The 25,746-nt window shown below is 68.6% G+C and carries 22 protein-coding genes; 6 read left to right on the plus strand and 16 right to left on the minus strand.

Annotation, left to right across the window (positions count from 1 at the left end; translation table 11 throughout):
• Positions 1 to 176 precede the first annotated feature (176 nt).
• Positions 177 to 1,376: an NAD(P)/FAD-dependent oxidoreductase gene (locus ACGFN2_RS04110; protein ID WP_362603044.1), complete on the plus strand. Its 1,200-nt coding sequence runs from the start codon at positions 177 to 179 to the stop codon at positions 1,374 to 1,376.
• Here ACGFN2_RS04110 and ACGFN2_RS04115 read toward each other — a convergent pair.
• On the minus strand, positions 1,333 to 1,857 hold the full coding sequence (locus ACGFN2_RS04115) for a MerR family DNA-binding transcriptional regulator (protein ID WP_393357356.1): 525 nt from the start codon (positions 1,855 to 1,857) through the stop codon (positions 1,333 to 1,335). The genes ACGFN2_RS04110 and ACGFN2_RS04115 overlap by 44 nt on opposite strands.
• Positions 1,858 to 1,869: 12 nt before the next feature.
• Positions 1,870 to 3,120, minus strand: a complete 1,251-nt coding sequence (gene ilvA, locus ACGFN2_RS04120) for a threonine ammonia-lyase IlvA (protein ID WP_362603049.1) — start codon at positions 3,118 to 3,120, stop codon at positions 1,870 to 1,872.
• Between the two features lie 481 nt (positions 3,121 to 3,601).
• Between ilvA and nshR the strand changes: the two genes are divergently transcribed.
• Complete coding sequence (nshR, locus tag ACGFN2_RS04125) at positions 3,602 to 4,411, plus strand: NshR/TsnR family 23S rRNA methyltransferase (RefSeq protein ID WP_393357358.1); 810 nt, start codon at positions 3,602 to 3,604, stop codon at positions 4,409 to 4,411.
• Between the two features lie 128 nt (positions 4,412 to 4,539).
• Here nshR and ACGFN2_RS04130 read toward each other — a convergent pair whose 3' ends face one another.
• From ACGFN2_RS04130 to ACGFN2_RS04195, 14 genes are all read right to left on the minus strand, one after another.
• The gene (locus ACGFN2_RS04130; protein ID WP_393357360.1) at positions 4,540 to 4,914 is read right to left on the minus strand and encodes a hypothetical protein; all 375 of its coding nucleotides are present in this window, start codon (positions 4,912 to 4,914) and stop codon (positions 4,540 to 4,542) included.
• Positions 4,915 to 4,980: 66 nt separating this feature from the next.
• Positions 4,981 to 5,649 carry a DUF5825 family protein gene (locus ACGFN2_RS04135; protein WP_393357362.1) on the minus strand — a complete coding sequence of 223 codons (669 nt, stop codon included), beginning with the start codon at positions 5,647 to 5,649 and terminating at the stop codon, positions 4,981 to 4,983.
• A 23-nt stretch (positions 5,650 to 5,672) separates the two neighbouring features.
• Complete coding sequence (locus ACGFN2_RS04140) at positions 5,673 to 7,622, minus strand: RiPP maturation radical SAM C-methyltransferase (protein ID WP_393357364.1); 1,950 nt, start codon at positions 7,620 to 7,622, stop codon at positions 5,673 to 5,675.
• Positions 7,623 to 7,642: 20 nt separating this feature from the next.
• A complete protein-coding gene (locus tag ACGFN2_RS04145; RefSeq protein ID WP_393357366.1) occupies positions 7,643 to 8,779 on the minus strand; it encodes a hypothetical protein in 1,137 nt (378 codons plus the stop codon).
• A 121-nt stretch (positions 8,780 to 8,900) separates the two neighbouring features.
• The gene (locus ACGFN2_RS04150; RefSeq protein WP_073444393.1) at positions 8,901 to 9,056 is read right to left on the minus strand and encodes a thiocillin/thiostrepton family thiazolyl peptide; all 156 of its coding nucleotides are present in this window, start codon (positions 9,054 to 9,056) and stop codon (positions 8,901 to 8,903) included.
• A 97-nt stretch (positions 9,057 to 9,153) separates the two neighbouring features.
• The gene (locus ACGFN2_RS04155) at positions 9,154 to 9,309 is read right to left on the minus strand and encodes a thiocillin/thiostrepton family thiazolyl peptide (RefSeq protein WP_073444393.1); all 156 of its coding nucleotides are present in this window, start codon (positions 9,307 to 9,309) and stop codon (positions 9,154 to 9,156) included.
• A gap of 206 nt (positions 9,310 to 9,515) precedes the next feature.
• Positions 9,516 to 10,442, minus strand: coding sequence for a thiopeptide-type bacteriocin biosynthesis protein (locus tag ACGFN2_RS04160; protein ID WP_393357369.1), 927 nt, complete (start codon positions 10,440 to 10,442; stop codon positions 9,516 to 9,518).
• Positions 10,423 to 13,005 (minus strand): lantibiotic dehydratase, encoded by a 2,583-nt coding sequence (locus ACGFN2_RS04165; protein ID WP_393357371.1) that lies wholly within the window; start codon positions 13,003 to 13,005, stop codon positions 10,423 to 10,425. The genes ACGFN2_RS04160 and ACGFN2_RS04165 overlap by 20 nt, the downstream gene beginning before the upstream one ends.
• A gap of 115 nt (positions 13,006 to 13,120) precedes the next feature.
• Entirely contained in the window at positions 13,121 to 14,995 is a 1,875-nt protein-coding gene (locus tag ACGFN2_RS04170; RefSeq protein WP_393357373.1) for a YcaO-like family protein, read from the minus strand.
• Positions 14,992 to 16,704 (minus strand): hypothetical protein, encoded by a 1,713-nt coding sequence (locus ACGFN2_RS04175; protein WP_393357375.1) that lies wholly within the window; start codon positions 16,702 to 16,704, stop codon positions 14,992 to 14,994. Before ACGFN2_RS04175 ends, ACGFN2_RS04170 begins: the two co-directional genes overlap by 4 nt.
• 27 nt (positions 16,705 to 16,731) lie before the next feature.
• Entirely contained in the window at positions 16,732 to 17,430 is a 699-nt protein-coding gene (locus ACGFN2_RS04180) for a tpaF (RefSeq protein WP_393357377.1), read from the minus strand.
• Between the two features lie 3 nt (positions 17,431 to 17,433).
• Positions 17,434 to 19,047, minus strand: coding sequence for a tpaE (locus ACGFN2_RS04185; protein WP_393357379.1), 1,614 nt, complete (start codon positions 19,045 to 19,047; stop codon positions 17,434 to 17,436).
• Between the two features lie 41 nt (positions 19,048 to 19,088).
• Positions 19,089 to 19,697 (minus strand): TOMM precursor leader peptide-binding protein, encoded by a 609-nt coding sequence (locus ACGFN2_RS04190; RefSeq protein WP_393357381.1) that lies wholly within the window; start codon positions 19,695 to 19,697, stop codon positions 19,089 to 19,091.
• Between the two features lie 15 nt (positions 19,698 to 19,712).
• Positions 19,713 to 20,885 (minus strand): YcaO-like family protein, encoded by a 1,173-nt coding sequence (locus ACGFN2_RS04195; RefSeq protein WP_393357383.1) that lies wholly within the window; start codon positions 20,883 to 20,885, stop codon positions 19,713 to 19,715.
• Positions 20,886 to 21,694: 809 nt separating this feature from the next.
• On the opposite strand from ACGFN2_RS04195, the gene ACGFN2_RS04200 reads away from it, so the two are divergent.
• The 4 genes from ACGFN2_RS04200 to ACGFN2_RS04215 all read left to right on the plus strand — a co-directional run bounded on the left by ACGFN2_RS04200 (position 21,695) and on the right by ACGFN2_RS04215 (position 25,743).
• On the plus strand, positions 21,695 to 22,327 hold the full coding sequence (locus ACGFN2_RS04200; protein WP_393357385.1) for a class I SAM-dependent methyltransferase: 633 nt from the start codon (positions 21,695 to 21,697) through the stop codon (positions 22,325 to 22,327).
• 397 nt (positions 22,328 to 22,724) lie between these two features.
• Positions 22,725 to 23,933, plus strand: coding sequence for a cytochrome P450 (locus ACGFN2_RS04205; protein WP_393357387.1), 1,209 nt, complete (start codon positions 22,725 to 22,727; stop codon positions 23,931 to 23,933).
• A gap of 416 nt (positions 23,934 to 24,349) precedes the next feature.
• Positions 24,350 to 24,751: a very short patch repair endonuclease gene (locus tag ACGFN2_RS04210; RefSeq protein ID WP_393357389.1), complete on the plus strand. Its 402-nt coding sequence runs from the start codon at positions 24,350 to 24,352 to the stop codon at positions 24,749 to 24,751.
• A complete protein-coding gene (locus ACGFN2_RS04215; RefSeq protein ID WP_393357391.1) occupies positions 24,748 to 25,743 on the plus strand; it encodes a DNA cytosine methyltransferase in 996 nt (331 codons plus the stop codon). Before ACGFN2_RS04210 ends, ACGFN2_RS04215 begins: the two co-directional genes overlap by 4 nt.
• The last annotated feature ends 3 nt before the right edge of the window (positions 25,744 to 25,746 follow it).

Consider the following 25,746-nt stretch of genomic DNA (forward strand, 5'->3'; position numbering starts at 1 on the left):
GACTCGGCCGGAGACGGTAGCGGACGCCCCTATCGACGCCGTATCAGGACACCGCCGCCTCCCCCGGAGCGGCCGGGAATAACGTCACGATGACGCCGCGATGGCCGCCCTCCCTAGCGTCCCCGAGCAGGTAGTTGGCCCGCCCGGCGGGTCACGAGCGGGTCAGGGAGTCGACTGTGTACGACGTCATCGTGGTCGGGGCGCGCTGCGCCGGTGCCTCTACGGCCATGCTCTTCGCACGCGCCGGATACCGGGTGCTGATGGTGGACCGCGCCGAGTTCCCCCGGGACACGCTCAGCACGCTCTACATCCACCAGCCCGGTGTGGCGCTGCTGCGGCGCTGGGGCGTGCTCGACAAGGTGATCGCCACCGGCTGTCCGCCGCTGGACCGGGCGGTCTACCGGACCGCGGACATCCGCATCGAGGGCTGCTCGATCCCGGTCGACGGCCACCGCGCGGCCTACGCGCCGCGCCGCCACCTGCTGGACGAGATCCTCGCGGACGCCGCGGTCGCCGCCGGCGCGGAGTTCCGCCAGGGCTGCACCGTCACCGACGTCCTCTCCGACGACGAGGGCCGGGCCACCGGGGTGCGCTGCCGTACCTCCGACGGCACCACCACGGAGGAGCACGCCCGCCTGGTGGTCGGCGCCGACGGGATGCGCTCCCGTTTCGCCACCATGGTCGACTCCCGCATCACCACCGAGCACCCGGCCGTGACCTGCGCCTACTACACGTACTGGGAAGGCGTCACGGACCGCTTCGAGCTGTACGAGGCGCCGCAGCGCTGGGTCGGCACGGTGCCCACGAACGACAACGCCACGCTGATCGCGGCGTACTTCCCGCAGTCCGAGTTCGAGCGGGTCCGCAAGGACGCGATGGGCGCCTACCTGGAGGCGGTCCGCGACACCGCCCCGGAGCTGTACGCGAAGATCGCCTCGCAGACCCCGCTGGAGCGGCTGCACGGCACCGGCGACCAGCGGAACTACTTCCGGGAGGCGGCCGGGCTCGGCTGGGCGCTGGTGGGCGACGCCGGGCACCACAAGGACTCGATCACCGCCCGCGGCATCACCGACGCCTTCCGTCAGGCGCAGCTGCTGGTGGACTGCGTCGGCACCGGCCTGCGCGACCCGGAGAAGCTGCTCGACGGGCTGGAGGAGTACGCCTACCAGCGCGACGAGATCCTCATCGACGCCTACCACTCGACGCTGTCCGTCGCCGCACTCGAAGTGCCCGAGCACCGGTTGTCCATGCTGCGCACCGTCGCCGGTGACCAGCAGCTGATGGACCGCTACTTCGCCACGCTGGCGGGCGTGCTCCGGGTGGAGGAGTTCTTCACCCCCGACCTCCACGCCCGCCAGGACCTCGCCCACCCGTGAGGCCCCCCACCTCCCGGCTTCCCTCCGGCGCGACGGCCTCACTCAGCCGCAGATAGTGGCTGAGCCGGGCGGACGCGTCGAGCATGGCCAGGCCCCGCACGGTGAGCCGGCGCCGCCAGTCGTCCAGGACCGCGGCCAGGATGCCGGTGCCGCCGGCCGTACGGATCTGCCGCACCACACCCGCGATGCGGTCCAGCGGATACCCCCCGCGCCGGAGCAGCCGCCCGTGCCCACGGTCGATGAGCGCCAGCGCGTCCCCCACCTCGCCCGCGTGCACCGCGTTCATGATCCGCCCGCTCTCCGCGTGCCCGTACCCCGCAACCAGCGCGAGGTAGGCGCGAAGCGCCGCCGCATGCACCTCGGTGTACATCCGGTATCCACTACGGCTGCGCTCAGCAGCCGGCAGAAACCCGTCCCGCTCGTAGTCCCGCACCGCCTGCGCCGAAACCCCGCACTCCCGCCCGAGATCCGCCGGCCGCATGCCCACCCCCTCTCACAGCACGAGGGAGAACCAGGGAGATCCCGGCGCAATGCGATCGATCAGCAAAGGGCTGTCCTGCATCCGCCGCAACAGGCTGTCGAGATCCTGAGGACGCTCCAGCTCAATGCCCACAAGGGCCGGACCGGTTTCCCGGTTGTTCTTCTTCACGTACTCGAAGGCGACGATGTCCTCCCCCTTGGCGAGCACATCGTCGAGGAAATGCCGCAGCGCGCCCGGCTGTTGCGGGAACGTCACCAGGAAGTAGTGCCGCAGCCCCACATGCACCAGGGACCGCTCCACCACCTCGGCGTACCGGCTCACGTCATTGTTGCCGCCGGAGACGAGGCACACCGTGGTGCCCGCCCCCGTCCCCGGCAGAACCTGCCGGGCCGCCGCGCTGGCCAGCGCCCCGGCGGGTTCGGCGATGATGCCGTCGGTCTGGTAGAGGTCGAGCATCTCGGTGCACAGCGCCCCCTCGTCCACCGCGACGACCTCATCCACCAGCTCCTTGACCAGCGGATACGCCGTCTCGCCCACCTTGCCCACGGCCGCCCCGTCGACAAAGGAATCAAGCCCGTGCAGCGCGACCGGCCCGCCGTTCTCCAGCGCGGCCCGCATACTCGCGGCACCGGCCGGTTCGGCACCGACGATCCGGGTGCCCGGCGAGTGCTCCCGCAGCCACACCGCGACCCCGCTGATCAGGCCGCCACCACCGACCGGCACCACCACGGTGTCCACGGCACCGTCCGCCTGCTCCGTGATCTCCTGCGCGACCGTGCCCTGACCCGCCATGGTCCGCACATCGTCGAAGGGATGGACGTACACCGCGCCGGTGTCCTCGCTGTCCCAGTGCGCGGCGGCGCTGGCCTCGTCATAAGTGCTGCCGACGACGACCAGCTCGACGGCGTCACCACCGAACGCCGCGATGCGCTCCCGCTTCTGCCGCGGAGTATTGGACGGCACGAACACCCGGCCCCTTATGCCCAGCCGGCTGCACGCGAAGGCGACCCCCTGGCCGTGGTTGCCCGCACTGGCGCAGACGACACCGCGCCGCCGCTCCTCATCCGTGAGCGAGGAAATCAGATTGAACGCGCCCCGCACCTTGTACGAGCGGCAGATCTGGCTGTCTTCCCGCTTCAGCAGAACCCGGCTCCCGACGAGGGCCGACAACCGCGCGTTCTCCTCCAGCGCAGTACGCCGCACCACCGCCCCGAGCCGCCGCGCCGCCTCCGCAATTCCCGCTGCTTCCAACCTGGCCGACATCTCGGGATGGTAACGCGCAATACCCCCCACCCTTTCCGCAGCCCACCATGCGGACACCCGGCGCAGCCCGGGATATTCGCCCGCGCCGGTCACGGCCCCGGCGCGAGTTCGCTGTGCACGGTGCGGCCGGCCCGGCGGGGGCGGCCTTGCGGCCGCTGTCGCGGACGGTCCGCTGCTACGGGCGAGGGCCGGTGCGGCGGGCCACCGGTCGCTCTTCTGCTGCCAGTTGCACGTCTCGGCCACCGGTCCGCTGCCGGGAAGCGACCTCGACAGCCCCGGCGCCCGCGGGGCGAACACGGCCTTGCTATCGTCAAGCCGGATTGGCTCGACCCGACCCAGGAATGTACAATTCGGGCGAATGCTTCGTGTGCGGATTAGACCGCGCGGGCCGCCTCGGCTGGGGAAGAGCGGGGAGTTTTGTCAGAGGGCGACGACTTCCCCTTGCGTCGCGTCGCTGAAAACAGCAGCCGCTAGGACGACCATGACTGAGTTGGACACCATCGCCAATCCCTCCGATCCCGCGGTGCAGCGGATCATCGATGTCACCAAGCCATCGCGATCCAACATCAAGACAACGCTGATCGAGGACAGCGAGCCGCTCCTGCAGTGCATCGCGGCCGGCGTGGAGTTCATCGAGGTCTACGGCAGCGACAGCGTTCCTTTCTCCCCCGAGTTGCTGGAGCTGTGCAGGCGGAAGAACATTCCGGTCCGCCTCATCGACTCGTCGATCGTCAATCAGCTGTTCAAGGGCGAGCGGAAGCCCAAGACGTTCGGCATCGCCCGCGTCCCCCGCCCCGCCAAGTTCAGCGATATCGCAAGCCGGAGCGGTGACGTCGTCGTTCTCGACGGGGTGAAGATCGTCGGGAATATCGGCGCGATCGTCCGGACGTCGCTCGCGCTCGGAGCGTCGGGGATCATCCTGGTCGACAGCGACATCACCAGCATCGCGGACCGGCGTCTGCAACGGGCCAGCCGGGGTTACGTCTTCTCGCTTCCCGTCGTCCTCGCCGGGCGCGAGGAGGCCGTCGCCTTCATCCGGGACAGCGGTCTGCAGATGATGACGCTCAGCGCGGGCGGCGAGCTGTCCGTGAAGGACCTCGGGGACCGTCCCGACCGGCTGGCCCTGTTGTTCGGCAGCGAGAAGACCGGGCCTTCCGCCCTGTTCCAGGAAGCGTCCGCCGCCTCGGTGTCGATCCCCATGATCAGCTCGACCGAGTCCCTCAACGTGTCCGTCTCCCTCGGCATCGCCCTGCACGAGAGGATTCACCGGAACCTCGCGGCCAACCGCTGAGCACCTCTGCGCCTCGGACCCCCGGTTCCCCGGCCTCGGTTCGTCAGTGGTGAGCACCTCACACGGCAGCGGCCACCACTGACGAACCGGGGGCAGCGGTCCTTCCCGCCAGGTCGCACCCGGCGGTGTCAGGACCGCATACGCCATTCACCGACCGGGTCGGTGGCGGACGCCTCCTCGAAGGCGCGGCCGACGCCCGCGAACGACTCGATCACGCTGACGCCTTCCGCGATCGCCTCGACCGCGAAAACGCTCGTGGTGGTCGGCGGATAGCCGATGAGCTCGATCGCCCGGCTCACCGACAGCGGGTTCTCCATGTTCACGCCGTCCCAGAGGTACACCGCCCCCCAGTACCCCTTCTCGGCGTCCGCGAACCAGGTCTTCATCCGCATCCCCTTGAGCGTGGAGTACGCGTCCACCGCGTAGTCGCGAAGGTACTCACGAAGGCTTTCGACCGTGGCGTCCGACTTCTCCAAGTTCCACAAGACGATGCTGATGTACATGCTGTGCCTCCGAACGCCCCAGTCCCGCCAACCGTTGTCTTCCCCGCCGGGCCTTCGCCTCCGCGCTCATACCTCCCAGGACGGCGAGGCCCAGCGCCTCAGCCGGTAGGGCGCCCACCAGACACCGCCGCCGATCCGGACGGCCAGGCGGTGCTTCTCGAACGCCGACATCGCCGCGGCCGGCACGGAGTCCGCTCCGCGGTCGGCCACCAGCGACTCGATCGCGGAGACATAGGCGTCGTCCGAGACCGTGAGCCGGCGCAGACCGCCGTGGCGCCGGTCCCGGATCTGCAGGAATCCCGGACCTCGGCGGAAGAAGCACCTGCCCACGTGGTACCTCGCCCGCCAGATGCCCAGTGCCTCGGCACCGCGCGGCCCCTCCAGGACCGACGGGGGGAAGAGGTGGCTGAACACCCACCACTCGGGGCCGTCCGGCTCCGTCATCTCCGCCCGCCAGTCCACTTCCACGCCGTAACTGGTGAGGTCGCGGATGAAGGAGAGCGCGGGGATGACGTGCTCCGTCCCGGCGCGTCCACCGAGGTCGACGAGGGGCTCGATCGACACGAACCGCACGCCGGACTCGTAGATCCGGCGCGCCTCGTCCGCGGTGTCCCCGCCGAGCACACCGTCGCCGAGGTGCATGTCCGGCAACGCGCGTACCGTCGCCTGACCGTGGCGCCACATACTGAACCGGACATCGAACCCGTTACCGGGAAGGGTCGCGGCATCGTTCATCGTCGGCATGGCAGCCTCGCCTCTCACACTGCTACGGACTCTGAAGACGGACGGTCGGCCTCCGACAGCGCCGCCAGTCCCTGGCCCGCCCGGATCTGCATGAACCTCTGGTTGCGGTCCCTCGTGACGACGTGGATCATGCGGCCGTCGTCCGTGAAGAGCAGCCCCAGCTCCATCCACCGGTCGATCACGGCGCCGACGTCCGTCCCCCCGAACCGCTTGGTGCACTCGCGCTCCAGGTACGTGAGCGACCTCGGCTGGTCGAGCATCTGGAAGAGCGCGATCTCGACGTCGGTGGTGAGCTGGATGACGTCCCAGTCGAAGCCCGGCCGGGTGTTGGTGAGCGTGATGCCCTCTTCGGTCTCGAAGTACGACAGCTGGCTGCGCCAGCGCGCGTCGCGCCACTCCCCCATGGCGGCCCGCAGCTTCCACGCCGTGTCGTTCCCGATACCTTTGTGCGTCGCTTTGAAGATGTACGCGATGTCGAACAGTTCCTTCTCGGGAAGGTCATAGGTGAGTCCGTACTGAGGGGCCGCCCACCGCTCCTCGAAGCCGAGCGAGGGATTCTCGAAGTACGGGGCGAACCGCTGGACCGCGAGCCGGTCGTCGCCGCCGGCCGGCTCCAGGTGGTGCAGCTTGGGGAACTGCTCGATGACCTTCGTGTAGTCCTCTGCGGTTTCCCCGGGGAAGCCGTAGAGGTAGGCCCAGGCGACGGTCAGACCCAGCGACTCGGCGTCCCGCAGCATGCGCACGTTCAGGCAGCCGGAGACACCCTTGTCCATGAGCTTCAGCACCTTGCTGTTCAGGCTCTCGATCCCGGGCTGGACGCAGACCACTCCGGCCTTCGAGATGACCTCCAGCTGCTCGTAGCGCAGGTTGGCCTTGATCTCGTACATCAGCCGGAGGTCGATCCCGGCGTCGGCGAGCGCGGGAAGCATCGAGTCCAGGTAGGCCATGTCCAGGATGTTGTCCACGAGCATCACATCGAGAATCCTGTGACGCCTGGCGAGCGTCACGAGGTCCTCGATGAACTGGTCAGGCCGCTTGCTGCGGAACATCATGCTGGCGCCGTTCAGGCCGCAGAAGGTGCAGTGGTGCTTCTCGCCCCACCAGCAGCCGCGGGAACTCTCCAGGATCAGCCTGGGCTCCAGCCAGAACCGGGCGTGTGACTTCGCGAACTGCTCGACGTACTCGTCATAGTGGGGCAGCACCATCGCGGCGGGTGGCAGCGGCTTGGTGCTCACGGCGTTGTACACCGAGGAACCGCTCTCGTCCCGCCAGCACAGCCCCGGCACGGTCTCGAAGGCCGCCTCGTCCGTGGTCAACGCGCGCAGCAGCCCCGGCCAGGCCAGTTCGCCTTCGCCGCGGACCACGTAGTCGACGAAGTCGAAGTTGCGGTGCAGCGCCTCGCCCATCGACCCTTCGCAGTTGGCACCGCCGAACACGGTCACCGTCCGGGGCGAGAGTTCCTTGAGCCGCCGGGCGACCGCCATGGATGCGGTGAGGGTCTGGAATGTGGTCGTGAAGCCGACGACATCAGGTTCGCCGGCGGCGATCCGGCGGGCGAGTTCGTCGGTGAACTCCTCGACGTGCTCGTGCAGCCAGAGCGTGGTCCGCATCTGGTTTTCCTCGGTCGTGCCGTGCGCCAGATCCTGGCCGGGCACGGACTCCGACCGGGGGCCGAACTGCTCGAGGAACTCCGGGACCCGCCACTTCGGATCGTGATAGAGGGCCGAGGAGAACACCCAGTCCCCGGTCCCGATGTAGCAGCTCTCGAGGTCGTAGTAGCGGTAGTCCTCGTAATTGAAGTCGGGGCGACGAGAGGTGATCCAGTCGACGAAGTCGAGGTTTCCGTACACCACGTCGACCTGGGCGTCGGGAAACTCCTTGAGCGTGAGGCTCTTGAGCAGGCCGAGAGCCACCGACGGAAACCCGATCGGACTCCACGGCACATTAACGAGCGTGATGCGCATGATTCTCCCCCCGCAAATCCCTAGATCTGCTTGACAATTTCTTCACCGGATCGACGGTGCGCCTGATCCCGGTGGCTCGTGGTGACAGGCTGCCGATGCGCGATTTCCCGGGCGACGGCATCGAGTCCTTGCGCCAGCTCCTCGGTAGATTTTCCCGAAACTTCCTCGTTGGCGCGCGCGAGAACATAGCAGAACAGGAACCGTTCGGTCAGGCTGAATCCCATCGTGTGGAGACAGCTGTACAGCAGGCTCGCCTGAATTCGGTACGCCAGGAAGTCCGGGCTCCGATGCAGCAGATCTGACATTTCCGCGGACAGCTTTTTCGCATGGAAGCTGCTGGGCGACATCTGATCGTCGTGGTGCTCGTGGAAGTCGTCGAGAGTGGGGCCGAAATGGGTGATGAGACCGGCCCGGCACTCTTCGCGCAGTGCTCCGAAGTGCTGCCGTACGACATCCGCCCAGGCACCTGCCGGCTCGTCGTCATCGAGGGCGGGCACCGGTGATGCCGCACAGCTCCGGATGAATTCCCGGACATGCGTGCCGAGTTTGTCGTAGTACGCCGCGCAGCGACGCTCGAAGGAATCGGGGTCCTTGGCCAGCGCGTTCTTGGCGCCCTCGTAGTGTGACCGATAGCTGAGCATGCGCAGACCGAGCAGCTCGCCGAAGCCCCGGGAGGACAGCTGCCGCTGTTCGGACTCCAGCACGGTGGCTGCCGCGTTCGCGACCATCAGGTCCAACGCCAGCAGGTACGCCTTGGCCTTGTCGTCGCCGATCGCCGACACGCTGCGGGCGAGAAGGGGTGCCACGGCGCGGTAGAGGCGCTTGGCCGCGGCGTCGAACCCGTCCCCGCCGATCCCGGAGTTCCACAGCGGTGAAGGGATCTCCTCGAAGGGGAGTTCCGCCACGGCGGGCCGTAAGGCGTGGGCGTCCGCCGCACGTCGGAGCCGGTCACGCGCCTCGTCGGCCGTGGCCGTGCCGGACTGGAGGCTGACCTGGAGGCAGTCGCGCCCGTTCCCCCGGTCCCAGGTGCGCACGAAGTAGTAGTCACCGGGCCAGGCCGGCTGCTCCGGCCCGAACAGGTCGGTGAGGAAACCGCGGATTCTCCGCGTCACCGTCGCACCCCCCTCGTCGAGGGGAACCGTCACAAAGACGTGCACACGAACCTCCACAAAAACGATGCACCTTGCCATGGGGACTTGAGGACCCCCGGTGCGTCGCTGCCGGCGGGCGCGCACTCGTCGAATGGCGCCCGGCGGCAGCGACCCGTCTAGCCGCCGGTCAGGACGACGAGGACGAACACGAACTGGTCGTGCAGCCGGTGGTCGTGGTCGACGCTGCCATGGCCTGCGACAGCGTCTCGTCGCTGTAGTTCGAGTCCTCGATCAGGTCCGAGATCTCCAGCGCGTTCAGGTCCAGCTCCTGCGTGGAATCCATTCGAAATCACCCCCCTTCCTGTATCCGGAAAGGTCACTGCCGGTGGGCGCGCATTCGGTGAACAGTGCCCGGCAGCAGAGACATTTCTCGCTTCCGGTCAGGACGACGAAGACGAACACGAACTGGTCGTGCAGCCGGTGGTCGTGGTCGAGGCTGCCATGGCCTGCGACAGCGTCTCGTCACTGTAGTTCGAATCCTCGATCAGATCCGAGATCTCCAGCGCGTTCAGGTCGAGCTCCTGCGTGGAATCCACTTGGAATCACCCCCCTCCGCGACTAGATTTTCACCGTACCAGAATCGGTCGGCAGTATGGGAAGGCCTTTCAGGAAAAAATTTCCTTCAGCCGAGCCGGCGCGACGGCAACACAAAACCACATATGCAGTTGCGCAGGGAAAAGCTCCGCAAGTGCGGTCACAGCACTGCGGTTGACTTCGCCGAGCCGGCCCATGCGGTGTCACGTCATCGCAATTCCGTCAGGGCGCGACGGATGACATAGGCCAGAAATGCCTCGGCGGACGGAAGGATTCCGAGCCGATTGTTGGTGGTGTGAATGTAGTTCGCCAGGCAGTGGACATACGGAGTTTCTTCCAGTACGAGTTCCGCGACGTCACCGCCCGTCGATTTCAACTGTGCCGCCTGAGTGGACTTCAAGGCTCTGGCATAAGTGTCGTGGAAAACGTCGGTGACCCCGTCCCGCCAGACCGTACTGCACAGGCTCACCACCCTGCTTCGCGTTTTCTCATACATCCCGGCCCATTTTTCGTCGTACCCGGGCGGCACCCATCTTCGCCAGTCCTCCTCGTAATGGCTGAGGAAGTCCTGGCTCTGCGCCATGTCCAGTCCGGAACCTTTGAGGGACATGGCCATGACGCGAATGGCCGGACCTGCCGGCGACGCCACGAGTTGGCGGTCCGTCAGGCCGGAGAGGAGATCAAGGACCGCGGTCGATGTCGAGCGGAAGAGTTCTTCGGCGATGCGGAGTCCCGTGGTGCCGCCGTACTTCGCGTACTCGGGTGAGTAGACGGCCGCTTCGACGGTGCCCGCCGCCCTGACCTCGACGGGCTTCGCCCCTTCGAGTTCGGCCAGGCCGGGTTGGTGGGAGGCCTGTTGTTCGTACTCGGCGGATTGCTCGGCGTCGAGTGCCGGCATGGCCGCGGCCAGCCTGCTGCGTACCGACGCGACGGTCCCCTCCGACGCCTCGTGGAGCCGCAGCCTGATGTGCGGACCGCCCTGCCAGTACCGCAAGTACCAGAAGCGGTTCCGGATTCCGGCCTCGCGCACGACGGGGTGGACCACATCCCGCAGGAAGCCGGGCTGCAGCGACATCGGGAGATAGATGTGGAGCGGCGACCACTCACTGGCCCGCTCAGTCCCGGTAGAGCTCAACGAAAAACTCCTCTGCTGCCGACGGTCCCGGACCGCCGTACTCGTCGGGGGCCGGTACGCACTCTCGGATGGACGCGTAGACGTCGTCCCGTGTCAGCGCGGACTTCGCGAAGCTCCGGACCAGGTACGGGTTACGGAAGTCGACGTACATGGGCTTGTGGACACTCGCCCGCGTCAGATGCCTGAAATCGGACCAGTCTCTCGGGATCTCCTCGACCAGTCCGGACAGCAGGTTGTACTCGTCCAGACGCTGCGTCAGTACGAACGCGTGCTGGGGCAGGCCCTGTTCGCGACGCCACCGGTCGAAGCGCAGCAGCGCCGGGTAGGAGTCCTTGCTCAGCTCGGACAACTCGGGGATGTCGCGTGCGGGCACCGTCCAGGTCCGCCGGCTGGCGATGACGTCGCCGACCATCAGCCGCGGCGCCGATCCGGGGTACCCGCGATGCCCCATCGCCCGGCCGATGTCGTCCATCGGCGCGTAGTTGTACCGGATCGTCGGACTCAGGACCTCCAACAGGTTGTAGAGGACCGGAACCACGATGGGGAGCATGAAGTTCATGGGGGCCAGGTGGACGGCCTCGTCCAGCTCGGGGTCCCAGAGGAGCAGCCCGCGGTTGGCGTGGTCGATCCGGATGGCGAGCTTGTCGAGGCTGTAGGCCTTCATCTCCGGTGCGGTGGGCCAGGTGCCGGGGTAATTCAGCACCCGGTCGGTGAGGGGCGGGTGCAGGTTGAAGTTGAGGCCGGCGACCATGTTCAGGTCCACCTGCCCCGGGAAGGCCTTCCGGAGGTGTTCCCGGACGGCGGACCGAAGCGTCCAGTCGTCGGCCGCAGATCCCTGTACGAACGAGCTGAAGCGCGAGAAGTAGACGCCGTATCCGGTCAGGACGCCGTTCACCACGATGTCGGGCGACGGTGCGCCGCCTGCGAACTGGACGCGGAAGGTGATCGACTTCGGGTCGGCGCAGTCCTCCACTCCCGCGCACGCGTCGTTGAGTGCTTCGGGTGCCATCCGGACGACGCCGTCGTCGGGCACGAGCTGTTCGCCGATGTTCTGCAGGGCCTGGACCCGCTGTGCGACGAAGGCCCGGGCTGCGGCGGATTCATGGCCCCAGAACACCGCGTCCTGCTCACTCTCCGACAGCGATACGAGCTTGTCGAAGAACGTCAGGAACGGCACGGTCTCGCGGTCGCCGAACGTGGTGGTCGCGAAGTGGTACACCCCCAACCGCTTCGTGTGGCCGTAGTCGAGCAGCGACGACAGCCGCCACAGACTCTCCAGCGCGGGGACGTTCGCGGCCACGGCGTCCTGGCTCCAGGTGGCGGGCCGGTCGGGTGTCCAGAGATCCTCGTACACCGGTGCCCGGGAGATCTCCGCGGGGGGCGGGTCCATCTCGCAGACCTCGGCGACGTCGGTGAGGGCCTGCTCCGCGGCGCTCAGCAGCAGCCCGCGCTTCTCCGCGGGCGCGTCGGAGAGCTTCGTCTCCAGCTCCCGGAGGGTTTCGAGATGACCGCTCAGGACGGATACGGGCCGGGTCGTCCCGGCGCGCAGGACACCGGCGACCTTCTCGGAGTACTCCGGTCCCTGCTCGTCGAAGCCGGGGCTGACGTACAGCAACTCGATCCGCATCATGGCCCGCAGGGCCTTTCTGCTGATTTCGTCGCTGCCGGTCAGCGTGGTCAGCGCCCCGAGCACCTCCGGCACCGACGCCGTGCCTCCGGCCAGGACGGTCAGGAGGCAGTCGACGACCTTGTCGCGCTTGAGCCGGACGATCGACTCCGAGACGCCGTGCTCGGAGGAGTCGGGCACGAGGCCGATGAACTCGATCTTCTTGTCATCCACGCGCAGCGACGAGTTCAGCAGCACCTTGCAGAGGTCGATGCCGCCGTCGACCCGTCGCAGTCCGGCGGCCAGCCAGTTCACCAGCACCCGGTTCAGCGTGGACGTCGAGTACGTGCGGGACTCCGGCACGGTGTGCCCGGCCTCGGGCAGATCGGGCGGGAAGGCTCCGACCTCCGTGAACCGGCCGAAGGGAGACGGCTTCAGCGCGGCGCGGTAGGCGAAGTTCACCAGCGAGGACTCAAGAACCCGGGACCGGCTCGGCTTGACCGAGCCCATCTCGCCCGAGGTGTACCGGCGCAGGCTCTCGTAGAGCTGGTCGCCCGAGAGCTGGATGCTCCTCGCCATCGAGTCGTGCTCAAGGATACGGGCGAAGCCGGCGCGTGCCGAGCGCATCCGGTCCTCGAACAGCGTCCGCGCCTCGTCCTCACACCGCCGTGTCCGCTGCACGAGGTCGAACCACTCCCGCACTCCGGCGCGGGTGTCCTCGTCGAGGTGCGGCTCCACGGCCCCGACCCGCCGAGCCGCCGGCTCGGCACGCTGGTTGTAGATGTCACGGCGCAGCCGGACGAGCTCGGCACGCACGGACGCGTCCACGTGCGGTACGAGTCCGGCCAGCCGGTCGGACACGACGCCCGCACGCCGCGCACAGTCCTCCCGAAGGAGGCGGCTCTCCTCGATCCGGACCCAGGGCTCGTCGAACCGGAGGTCCTCAAGTCCGGTCACGGGCAGCCGACTACGCCGGAACACGACGTAGGGGCTGATCCTCGCAGTGGACTCAGCCGGGGGCCGTGAAGGCTCATCCGATCGCACGAAAGGTTCTCCTCGTCTTACCGGCGGGCTAGGCAAAGGGGTGGGGCGGAACGTCCGCCGGGGTCATGTCGTCGGGCAACTGGGAGGCGTACGGGAGCGATCCGCTGTGGAGCCGCGGCAGCCCTTCGAGACGGCGAGTGCCCTGCCCGAACGTCATCGGCACACATCCGGGTACGAAGCTGCGCGTACACACCAGTCCGCGCCAGCGCAGCTCCGGCGTGGTCACATCGGCCGCGTAGGCATGCGTGCCGGTGGCCTCGATCTGTGCCCGCACGTAGTCGAGATCCTTGTCGAGGGTGTCGAACTCCGGGGCTGCCGCGGCCAATGCCGTGAGACTCAGTTCGGGCCTGTCCGGTGTCGTCAGGAACGCGAACCACTCCCGGGACGTGGGCAGGGCGCCGAGCAGACTGTGGTCATCCATGTCGACGAGCGCGTCGAAGTCCTCAGCGAGCCGCTGCCTGTGTACCGGGTCGTTGTCGAAGGCATGCCGCAGGGAGGCCACGCGCGCGGACACCTCGAAGATGGCCGACTCGGCCGCCGCCCGTGGGTACAGGCCGGCCCCGGTCGAGACGAGAGTGCAGGGGCCGGAGTCCGCGTCGCGCTGGGCGAGCGCCAGCACGACCGGGATGTCGATGTCCAGCGTCGCCCAGAAGAGGCGAACGCGGAACCCCGTCACCACCTCGACGCGTTCCATCAGCTCCCTGATGTCGCTGTCGGCCGGGCCCAGCGTGAGTTCCGGCAGCAGCAGTTTGCGGTACCAGGTGAGCAGGAACGCGTCCCGCTCCACGATCTCGAACAGTCCGTGCAGCGTCGCTTCCTCGTGACTCTGGCCCAGCGCGAACCCGTTCGAGGTGTCGTAGAAGAACGGCTTCCGCGCTCCGGTGCGGCGCACCCACGACAGCGCGACTTCCGGCAGGTACCGGGCAGGGCCCTCGCCGAGCGGCGTGACCGGTACCCATTCCACCGATTCGGCCGCGTCCAAGGGCGACCAGAGAAAGCCGTCCTGCGCGTACTGGTCGGCGGAGTGATGTCCGAGGGTGCGGGGATCGAGGCCCTGTGTCCCCAGCTCCGCGAGCGAGGCCTCCACGAGGCCGTCGGCCGGCTGGTGACAGAAGCCGGTGTGGCGCTCCAGGCCCTCCAGCACCGCGGTCGTCCTGCTCTTGGCGAAGCTCCGGGTGCGCCCGACCCCGGGCTCCAGCATGCCGTTGCCCAGGGGCAGGCCCACCTGCGCCTGGGGCAGGGGGCCGTCCAGATCGACGAGCGGCTCCCGGAACAGCGAGTGCGGCCCCAGGTAGTCGGCCGTGAGCGTCGGCGGCAGCGGACGCCGGGCCCGGAGCGCCCCGTCGGACTTCGCCAGCAGCTCGGGCACGGAACCGAAGGCGATCGTGGTCGTGACCGTCGCGGGCCGACGTGCCGGACAGCCCGTTCTCGGAGGTACGTGTCCGCGTCGCACCGCGCCGCCGGCCCGGTCGACCGTGGCGAGCATGCCCCCGGCGGAGGGTTCCCGGAGGAGCTGGGCCGCGAGCCGGGTGACGGTCGCGCGCAGTGCCGGGCCGAGCTGCTGCCAGAGCGCGTGGCTGCGCCCGGCTCCCGCGGAGTCGTTCCCGGAGGCCTCCGCCGGCGGCATCTCCGCGAATTCCACGTTCCTGCTGAGGAACCATGCCAGGCACCGCGGGCATCCGCCGTCGCGGTCGTGCGCCAGGTCGTAGGCCAGGACGTGGACGCTGCCGCACCAGAACATCACCGCAAGGCCGCGCCCGGCCCCGCTTCCGCCGGTGTGTACCCGTGTGGGGTCGGTCAGCGGCCCCAGGAGCACCTCCGCCGGCTCCGGTGTGCCGGAGTCGGCCGACAGCGCGGAGATCAGGTCGGCAGCCGGCGGGGCAGCCTGCTCGTGGACACTCATATGACCTCCACCAGTCGGACCTTGCCCCGGGCGAAGGGCACCGTTCGCGCCGTCACCTCGGCACACTCCGGCCGTGCGATGTGCCGCCACACCTCTGTCCAGGTGAGGAAGTGCGGGTTGAGCGGCACCAGGGCGCCGTCGTCGTTGACCAGCCCGAGCAGCGCCATGGAGACCGCTTCCGCATAACAGGCGCCCGCGCCGTGCGCGACCGGCTTGCCGGCCGCGCGCCCGGTGACCCGGTGAATGCCGTTCGGCAGCCGGGTGCCGGTCCACCGCACCTCCTCCCCACCACGGTTGCGGGCGGCAGTCCGCTGGATGTACCGGCTGAATCCGGCGCACTCGCCGTGCCCCAGGTCGTCATCGGACAGGTGCGCCCACGCGGAAGGGTCCAGCGGCTGTGCCATCGACCACTTCAGCAGGGCGCGGTAGACCGCCTCGTCCAGCGACCATCCGGCGCCCACCGCAGGAGGCGCGAACCTCTCCAGGACGTTGAGCGCCGCCTGATAGATCGCCTCCCGGGGCGACAAGGTGGCGGTGGTGAGTTCATGGACCCGGCACTCGTCGGCAAGCCCGACGAGGGCCGTGGCCCTGGCCTGCCCGAAGGGGACCTGCGACAGATCGCCGCCGTCCAAGTAACAGAAGGGGCCAGCGAATTCGTCGGTCCAGCTGCGCAGGGTGTCGACGATCCGCTCGTGGACATCGTCCAGTCGGCCGTCGTCCTCGGGGCTGACGATGTTTCTGCGGACCAGCTCCTCGGCCGCGTCCTCGCGCTCGCCACCGGTGACCGATGGCGCCACGGCCCGGTGGCAGCGGCAACCCGCCGCCGACCACACCGGATGCGTGGTCACCGTCGGCAGGTTCGGTCCGAGAGGCATGGACACCGCCGCCGCGTGCTCGCCGAGTCCGGCGCTGCGCAGGTAGATCGCGTGGATCAGTGCCGCCGCGGTGGCGTCGTCCGGTGCCGTGGGTGCGGTGTCGGCCGGGGTGGCCGACTGTGCCGTGTGACCGTATCGGCACAGGCACTCCCAGCAGCCGGTTGCCGTGTCGTCGGACCAGAGAATCCAACGGCGCCCGCGGACCGCGCCCACGATGCCGTGCGGAACGCCGCGTTCGAGCAGTGCGTCCTGCAGTCGCACGGTGTGCTCGTACGAGAGACCGTCCGCGTCGACGACGGCCAGTCCGGCGTCCTCCCACTGCGGCACCGGTTCCTCCGCCGAGACCGCGTGAAACCCGGTCCGCAGGCCGAACAGAGGTGAAGCTTCCAGGAGTTGGCGCAACCGGTCGAGCCAGCCGGGGCGGCCGTACAGGTGGAGGGTGGTGGCGAGGACGCGGTCCAGCGCGCGCACCGGCTCCTCCGTCAGCTGCGCGAGGTACGGGATCAGCCACTCCGACGCCGGCCCTTTGGCCGCGACCTGCCGCGACATCGGCGCGTCCAGGACGGCCACGCACCGACGCGCCACCAAGGCGTCGAGCACACGCGACACCGCCGGGCGTGCCCCGGCCGGGAACTCGTCCACCACTTCACGGCCGGTACGGCTGCCGTCCGACCGGTTCAGCAGCGTCGAGACGACCTGGAAGGCGGACGCACCCCGCACGGTGAACGAAGAGGCACCGACGCCGATCCACGCGCCCTGCTTCGTCCGCAGCGGCGAGACATCAGGCCGGGCGAGAACGACGCCCGTAGCCGATGAAAGACCCCCGGAGGACATCACATCACTCACTTTCGTGCACAGCGGTCAAGACACTGGGTGGGCGTAGGTCGCGGCAAGCAACGGGTGCCTTGTCACACCGTCGCTCTGGATCAGGTTCCGGACAGCCGCGCCGATGAAGCCGCCGAAGATGGTGCCGACGAGCCCGTGGGACTGGCAGCGGAGATGGAAGTCGTAGAGAGACATGGAGGCGCGTACCGCGGACAGGCGGAATCCGTGCGCTCCGCCCCAGGAGTCCGCGGCGTCGAGATTCGCGCAGACGGTGACCATCCCGGCCGCATCGGCGAACTCGCGCTGGACTCCGAGGCGTTCGGGATCGCCGATGGCCGAGGCCGGGGCGATGAACGACGCCTCCTGCGCGGTGACCCGGTACACCCCGGCCGGCTTGCCCTCACTGCGCAGCGCGAAGACGAATGCCTCGAGCGGGCCGATGTCGTCATCGAGCGCCCAGTCGCCGGAGTCACGCGCCAACGCCTCGCGCACCGAGCTCAGGATGAGGTCCGTGCGCACGGGTGCATCCCTGTAATGCAGGGACGACCGGCGCGCCTGCAGGGTGTCGTGCAGATCGAGAGGGTGACCGGAACCCGCTGCCCGCTCATCGATGTCGACGGGCGTGGCGTCCGCGAACGGCATCGGCGACCGGTTCGCCGCGAGACCGTCGCTCGTACAGGTCCGCTCGGCGAAGGCGTCGAGCAGCGGCTCCATCATGGAGGAGTCGGTTCGCATCGTTCAGCCCACCTCCATCACGGCGGTGATGGGTTCTTCGGCGGTGGAGAGCCCCAGGTACTCGCTCAGGACCTGGTCGTCCCAGTCCGTGACCAGTGAGGAGGCCAGGTTCAGCTGGTCGGCGACCTTCCGGGCGGCGGACAGGGCAACGCCGCCGTCGCAGAAGGAGAGCCGGAGGCCGAAGGTGCCGTACTTGGCACCCATCTTCTTGAGGTTGGCGGTGACGACCAGCAGCAGCGGCCTCTCGCCCGGTAGCGCCGTGCTGGTGAGCTGGGCGAGGTCGTGGTCCCGTTCGCGGTACGCGTACCCGCCCACGGGCAGCACGGACGCGTCGCGGCTCACCACGTAGGCCGTCGCCGAGCCGATGTTTCCGCCGGCCGCGGTCCACCGCTGCACCCAGCCGTCGGACCGCTCGCGGATACCGAAGGCGACCGCGAGCATGAGGGCGACCTCGGGCCGGCCGACGCCGGCCCGATCCGCCACCGGCGGCGGAGCTCCGGCCATCCTCGACACGTCCGCTTCGGGCAGTGTCACCCGCGGGCAACTGGGCCAGTCGCGGAACTGCCACTGCAGTTTCATGTTCTTCGAGTGAAAGTGGGCCAGATGCCCGTTGGTGTCCAGGAACTTGCGTACCGGCAGGGCGATCGACGCCTCGTAGACCGCGCTGGACGGCGGTACGGACGCCGTGGTGCCCTTGCTGAACGAGCAGGTGGGACACCCGGGGCGGGTCGCACTCGGCCGGTAGCGCGTCGACAGGGTGGTCAGGTCGATGATGCCGGCGTCGAGCGGCAGGTAGGTCCGGATCGAACGCGAGGAGAGCGCGAGTACGTGGTGGGCGACGATACCTGCGACGAGGTCGTGCGCCTGCTGCGGCGGCTCGTCCGGCAGATCGTCTCCCTCGTCCGCGGCACCGCACTCCAGGCACGGGGTGAACGCGGGGTCCACGTACGGGCCCAGGGTCATCGAGGTGCCGTCGGCACGCACGCGCAGCAGGGACCGCCGCTCCAGCCAGCACCGGTTCCGCAGTTCGGCGAGCTCCGGCCGGGACCGCCGGGTCTCGAAGAAGACGACGAGGGCGTCGTCGGTGACCGGCAGTTCATCGAGGTCACCGACCACCTCGCACACTCCGTCCAGACAGCGCGCCGTGGCCTCCGCCAGGTCTTTGTCCCCCGCCACATGAACGGTGGCGCGATCGAGCCGCGCTGCGGCGTCGGTCCAGGACGGGTTCACCCCGGTGGAGTTGCCGAGTCGGGACAGCAGGCAGGCCAGCTCGGGCGACACCGCCGGGGATTCGCCGGGCCGGACGCCCTCCTCCAAGGCTCCTGACGCCCAGAGCAGCGCCAAGGACTTGAGGACGACCGCCTCGTCGAGGTTCACCGCGGCGGCGATGCCGGCACGCGTGGTGGTGCCGTCACAGGCGGCTGCCAGCCGGCCGAGGCTCTCGCGCGCGAACTTCCCGGTGAAGGCCTGCCGTTTGTCCGCGCCGTCCAGCATCACGGCGTCGCCGGACCGGCGCAGACGAACGCCCCTGCGGAGCACAGGACGTTCGGGGACGGCGATCTGCTTGTCCCGGCCCGCGGCCCGTCCAAGGGCTTCGGCCTTCAGCTCAACACCCATCGATTGCGCTCCTTCCTCACTGCGAAGACGTCAGGACAACTTCAGACAAGACCCGCCACCGCGCCGGCACCCGTCCGCCGATCGCCCCATCGGGCGCTGCACCGCGGACAGCGGTCCACGGCCACCGTCGACGCCGTCGACAGCCCGCCCGTGACCAGGTCGAAGGTCCGTACCGTGCCGCCGAGCCCGTCCGGGCCGTTGCGCAGCTCGGCCGTGGCCAGCGCCAGCAGACCGTGTGCGACCGCGAGGTGCATCCGGCCGAAGCCCTCCGGCAGGCCCCTCGTCGCCTCGGCCATGTGACCGGCCCGCGCGGGATCACGGTGCTGCTCGATCCGCCGCAGGTAGCACGCGTAGCAGGCGGTGGCTCCGGGGATCACGGCCGGACCGCACACGATCCTCGTGGGGAGCAGTTCGACCCCCACCGTCGGGACGCCCCGCTCGGCCCCGAGCCGGTCGAGCGCGTCACGCAGTTCCTCGTCCCGCCCGGAGTGCACGGCCACGACCACCGCGGCGCGCGACAGCCGGGCGTCGTCGGGAAGCTCGCTGCCGGTCACCCGGCTCAGTGCCGCCGGCCGGTACGCGTCGGCGTACTGCTCTCCGAAGGCATCCCTCACCAGGTACAGGCAATCCACCGACTTCTCAGACAGCACGTGCTGTGTCCCCCTTTACGCGACCGGCTGCGGTTCCGGATTCAGCGACTCTTCGCCGTGGCTTTCGTGGCCCATCGCCGTCGGCGCGGCGTAGAGCCTGGGCGTACCGAGGTAGCGCTCGCTGTGAATGAAGGACAGCGGCATGGCCTCGGGTACCAGCACCTTGACGGCGTGCATGCCGACTTGCCGCGCCTCGTCCGTGGTGATGTCCACGACGAGTACCTCGGCCCCCCGCGCGGCGACTTGGGACACCGCGGTCACCAGCGGGTCAGCGTCAGCGGACAGGTCGGGCAGCGCTTCGAGAGGCCGTACCTCCCGCTCGCTCTCCAGCAGGTGCCGGAAGGCGTCCCGTCGCCCGGCCGAAGCGTTGTACGCGGCCGACCCGACCACGCTGACCGTCCCGTCGTCGGGTCGCTCCACCGGCCGGCCGTCCACGCGACCGCGCAACGCCACACGCACGGAGGAGAGTTCACGGTAGATCTTGCCCACCGCCTGCTGCGGATCGACGTCGCAGGTCGCGCAGACGATCTGCGCCAGCTGCTCTTCGTGGGGTGAGAGCTGCACGGCGTACACCACGGGGACGCCGAAGTCCGTCGTCGCGTCGAAGAGCCGGACCTGGAGGTGACGTGCCGTCCCGGTCGCGTGGTAGGCGCGCACGAGCGGTTTCAGCAGCTCCGGATCGACCGACAGCTGCGGTAACCGCAGGCGCTGCAACCACGCGAGGGAGAGCGCATCCCGCTCCACGACCTCCAGCAGTCCGCCGAGGACCGCGCTGCGGAGGTCGGAGTGAACGGCCGCTCCCGTGGTGATGCCCCGGGTGAAGAGTTCCGACGGTGACTGCGGTGCCATGTGGAGGTAGACCGCGATGGCCGGCACGAGGACGGAGCACCGTCGGGTGAGTGACCAGGCCCGGACCCACCTGATCGGGACGGCCGGGTCGTACGGCACCAGACCGCAGTCCTCACGAGCGAACTCGCTTGCAGAGCACCGGGGCCACCGCGTGGGCGAAACGAACTCCTCGGTGAGTTCCTGCTCGGCGGCGACAAGGATGTCATCGTCGTGCCAGGAACAGATCGAATAGCGTTCGAGAGCCTCGGCGATCGAGACCAGCCTCGCCCGCTCGCCGGAAAGCGCCGTGCCGACACCGTCGACATTCCCCATGTCCCCGTCGTTTCTCCAGCCCTGCATGCTGTGCAGAACCTTCGAGGGGTCACCGATTCCGGAAACTCGAATGGCAAATTCCGGATCGCCGTCGGCCACGGAAAGGGCCGCGGTGCGGGATACGAGTCCATACGGCGAGACCAGAGAAGCTATTCGCTGTAACTCAGGCGTACTGAAGTCCACAGGCTCTCCCCCGTTGAGAATCCCAGACCCACGACGGCTGACCGCCGTGAGTGATCGTTGCCCAAGAGGTCCCGGCTGTCAAGCAAAATTCCTTTGATCATCTTCTCCGTCGCGCATTGTTATTCCCGCTGGTCAGAACCTCTTTCCGGGTGCGGCAAGCTGAGGCGCCGACAGCCGGCGGAAGCTCGCGGCCTCGGGTGGGACGGTGGCATTGTGCTGGTCGCGCAAGACCAGGGGCGGCCCGGCGCCCGATAAGCGGAATGGAAGAAACCGCTGGCGCGGATCGGTCACCGATCCAGCCGGTGGACATGCGGCGGAGGATGCGTCCCCACCTGCATGTACTGCTGGGTCCGGTGGGTTGTGCTGACGTACTCCCGCGTTTGAGGTGGCTCAGAACCGCCGGTGCGCACGCGGACCGGCATACGCCCCTTCGGCCCGGGACATTCCACTCGCCATCGAATCGCTATCGCCCCCGTATCAGCAGGTAAGAACGTAAGAACGTAGCCAGTGGCAAAACTTTCTGGCACAGTCTGCTGGCGCGAATCGCATCGGATCTGGTTCGCTGCCTTCATGCCGCGTCCGGTGCGGAACTCGCCGCAGTGGATTGGCTCCGGCCCGAGCGGGCACGGGGCGGATTGACAAGGGAGAACGACGTGACCGACGTGACCCAGGAGAACGAGCGGCTCCGCAAACTGTGGCAGGAATACGCGCCCCGCTACGACCGCGACATCGGACTCCTCGAACGCATGCTGCTCGATGACGGGCGTTCCTGGGTGTGCGGTCAGGCCAAAGGGGACGTCCTCGAAGTCGCCATCGGCACCGGGCGGAATCTGGAATTCTATCCGGCCGGGATATCGCTGACCGGGCTCGACCTGAGCCCGGCCATGCTGGACCAGGCCCGGGACCGTGCCGGCACCTTGGGGCTGGAGGTCGAGTTGCGGGAAGCAGAGGCCCACGCGATGCCGTTCCCGGACGACTCGTTCGACACGGCCGTCTGCACGCTCGGGCTGTGCAGCGTGCCCGACCACCGGGCGGTGATCGCCGAGATGTACCGGGTGCTGCGGCCCGGCGGACGGCTGCTGTTGCTCGACCATGTGGGCAGCCACCACCGGGTGATCCGTTTCGGGCAGCGCCTGCTGGAGAAGTCCATGCTGCGGCAGTGCGGGGACTACCAGACCCGCAGGCCGCTCCCGCTGGTCAAGCAGGCCGGATTCGTCATCGAGTACCAGAAGCGGCTCAAGGCGGGGATCGTCGAGCGGGTCGCAGCGCGCAAGCCCGGCGCATAGCGGTCACACCGCACCGCTGCGGCCGACGGACAGCCCGTTCGCCGTGCGCTTCGTGTCACCTGCCGGGTGCCACCTGCCGGCGGTGCGGGTGGGGAACATGCGGCCGTCGGCCTCCCGGAGGCCAAGGAGGCCGACGACGATCCGCACTTTCCTTCGGTCGGCCTCCCACCTGAGGGGCAATGCACGGTCCGGGTGAACACTCCGCCGCAGTAGGCGTGCTCAGGGACTTCGCCGGCAACTCCGCCCCGTACGCCGGGCTTTCCCCGGAGAGCCCGCAGCAGCGAGGACGGCTTCGCAGCAGATCAGCACGATGTTCGCGGAGGTGCTTCCAGGCTCCACCGGGCTTCCGGGCTTCCGGGCTTCCGCAAGCTGATCCGTACCCACCACCTAGCAAGGGATGACGAACGTGACGTCCATGGCCGACACCTGGGGAATCCACGAGGCCCAGTTCTGGCTACGCGGCCAGGCGCCGGAAGTCCCGGTGCGCTACGACGCGGAGGCCGGGATCTGGTGCGTCTACGGCTACCAGGAGGTCCAGCACGTCCTGGCCAACCCCGCGTTGTTCTCCTCGAACACCCAGCGCGCCGTGCCCCAGGAGATGATGGAGGGCGCGGAGCAGTTCAGCGAGGGCAACCTCATTCAGATGGACGCGCTGGAGCACAAGAAGCTCCGCGGGCTGATCAGCCATGCCTTCACCCCGAAGGTGGTGGCCGATCTGGAACCACGCATCGCCGAGCTGACCCACGAGTTGCTCGACGCGGTGCCCGACGGCAACCGGATGGAGCTGGTCAACGACCTGGCCTATCCGCTTCCGGTCATCGTCATCGCCGAACTCCTCGGAGTGCCCAGCTCGGACCGGGAGAAGTTCCGGGAGTGGGGGAGCGCGCTGATGGAGAGCACCCAGGAGTTCTCCTTCGTCGACCGGACCGAAACCCAGCGGCAGCGGCTTCAGGACGCGATGGCGCAGGTCGCGAAACTCGGCGACTACCTGCGCGAACACATGATGGACCGCAAGAAGAACCCCCGCGATGACCTGATCACCAAGCTGGTCCAGACCGAGGTGAACGGTGAACGCCTCAGCGACAACGAGGTAGTGAACTTCTCCAACGTCCTGCTGATCGCCGGGCACATCACCACCACGATGCTGCTGGGCAACTCGATCCTGTGCTTGGACACCCATCCGGAGTGGTTCGCCAGGGTGCGCGAGGACCGGAGCCTGATTCCCGCGACGATCGAGGAAGCGCTGCGGTACTACAGCCCGTTCGCGGGGACGGCCCGGGCCACCACGGCCGACACCGAACTCGGCGGCGAGCGCATCCCGGCCAACTCCTTGATGGTGACCTTCCTCGGCGTGGCGAACCGGGACCCGAAGGTGTTCACCGATCCGCACACCTTCGATCCGGCCCGGGACCCCAACCCGCATCTGGCGTTCGGCCGTGGCGCGCACTTCTGCATCGGCGCACCGCTGGCGAGGCTGGAAGGCAGGGTGGCGCTGAACATCCTGCTGGACCGCTTCCCGAACCTGCGAAGCGATCCGGACAGGCCGCCCCGGTTCCTTCCCAGCCTGAGCATGACCGGCGTCAGGGAACTACCACTGGTGTTCTGAGCACGACACCCCGAAGCCCCTCACCGGGGCACGCCGAGTGGTTCGTCCACCATGGACCGACCACTCGGCGTCCACCGGTCGCGAGCACGTCGGTCTCGCGCGGCGTCAAGCGCTCCATCCGGGCCCGGGCAGCGGCCGGGGCACCGTGCGCGCCGTGTGGTGAGGGTGCGCGATGAGTCGCCGGGCCGCAGCGGGGTGCAGCATCGCCTGGCCGTCGGCGACGACCTGGACGGCCCGGATGATCTCCCGCTGCCTACACACTGGCGTGGGCCCACTCACCGTGATGGAATCGACACGACAGCCGTAGCCCGGCGACTCGACCACCGGACTGGACTGTCGTCGGGACCGAGCCACGATCGTGAGGCACAGCCGCCTTGAGCACGATGAAGCCGTCGTCGCCCTCTGCCTCCGCGCGCATGAGTGGACAGGCGAGCAAGGACACGGCTGCCGAACTGCTGGTCCGACGCCTCCTGCATGCGGCCGGCCTGCGCTACCGCGTGGAGTACCCGGTACCGGGCATGGCGCGACGCCGGATCGACGTGGCGTTCACCTCGGTCAAAGTAGCTGTCCTGATCGACGGATGCTTCTGGCACGGCTGCCCCGAACACGCGACGCATCCGAAGTCGAACGCAGAGTGGTGGCGGCAGAAGCTGGACCGCAACATGGCGCGTGACACGGAGACCACGGAGCACCTCGTAGCAGCTGGCTGGGAGGTACTGCGCTTCTGGGAGCATGAAGCACCGGATGACGTGGCTCTCCGTATCGCGGCGGCGGTCGAGCGGCGAAAGAGCCGGCGGGGACGGGGGAGGAATCGTTGAGTGGGCTGACCTTTGTCGATGTGTGCTCGGGGGCGGGTGGACTCGCTCTGGGGCTGGAACGAGCGGGCTTCACGCCTCGACTTCTCCTGGACAACGAGTCGTCTGCCTGCGACACGCTCAAAGCCAACCGGCCGCATTGGAACGTGCTGAAAGCGGACCTCCTCGACTTCGATCCCGTGGACCACCCCGAGGTGTACGACGTCGATCTGCTGGCAGCCGGTCCCCCCAGGGTGAGGTCGAGCGCGACGGTGACGCGCCGGTCGTCGGACACCGAGTCACGCCTCATCGAGGCGACCGCCTATCTGGTCCACGCCGTCCAGCCACGTGCGCTGATCATCGAGAACGTGCCCACCCTGGTCGACGAGGACTCCCTGGCGCCGATACGGGACTTCCTCCGCGAAGAGCTGGAGCACCTCGGCTACGCGCTGACCTGGTTCATCCTGAACGCTTCCGACTTCGGAGTGCCCCAGGACCGCATGCAAGGCATCCTCGTGGCCGTCAAGCAGCAGTGGGCGAGTGCCTTCCGACCGCCCCGACCCGGCGTCCACGACCACGTGTCGGTCGGAGAGGCGCTGGCGCCGTCGATGCGTTCCTGCGGCTGGCCGGGCGCCGACCGTTGGGCGGCCCAAGCGACGAGTGTGGCACCGACCTTGGTGGGCGGCTCCAAGACGCACGGAGGCCCCGACTTCGGACCGAGCGGTACGAAGGCCAAGTGGCGACGGATGGGGGTCTACACAAAATCGTTCGGGAACGAGCCGCCCGGCCCCGATTTCACGTGGGATCCGTCACTCGGGGACGACGGACTGGTACGGATCACGGTGGACCAGACCGCCCTCCTCCAGGGCTTCCCCGCAGCGTGGGGTATCTCCGGACTCAAGACCGCCCGGTACCGCCAGATCGGGCACGCGACCCCGCCGCCTGTCGGAGAGGCGCTGGGGCGAGCCGTCGCCGAAGCGTTGAACGGGGAGCCGGGAGCCCCCGCGGCCGGCTAGACT

Source organism: Streptomyces sp. NPDC048612, from assembly GCF_043199295.1.
Taxonomy (GTDB): domain Bacteria; phylum Actinomycetota; class Actinomycetes; order Streptomycetales; family Streptomycetaceae; genus Streptomyces.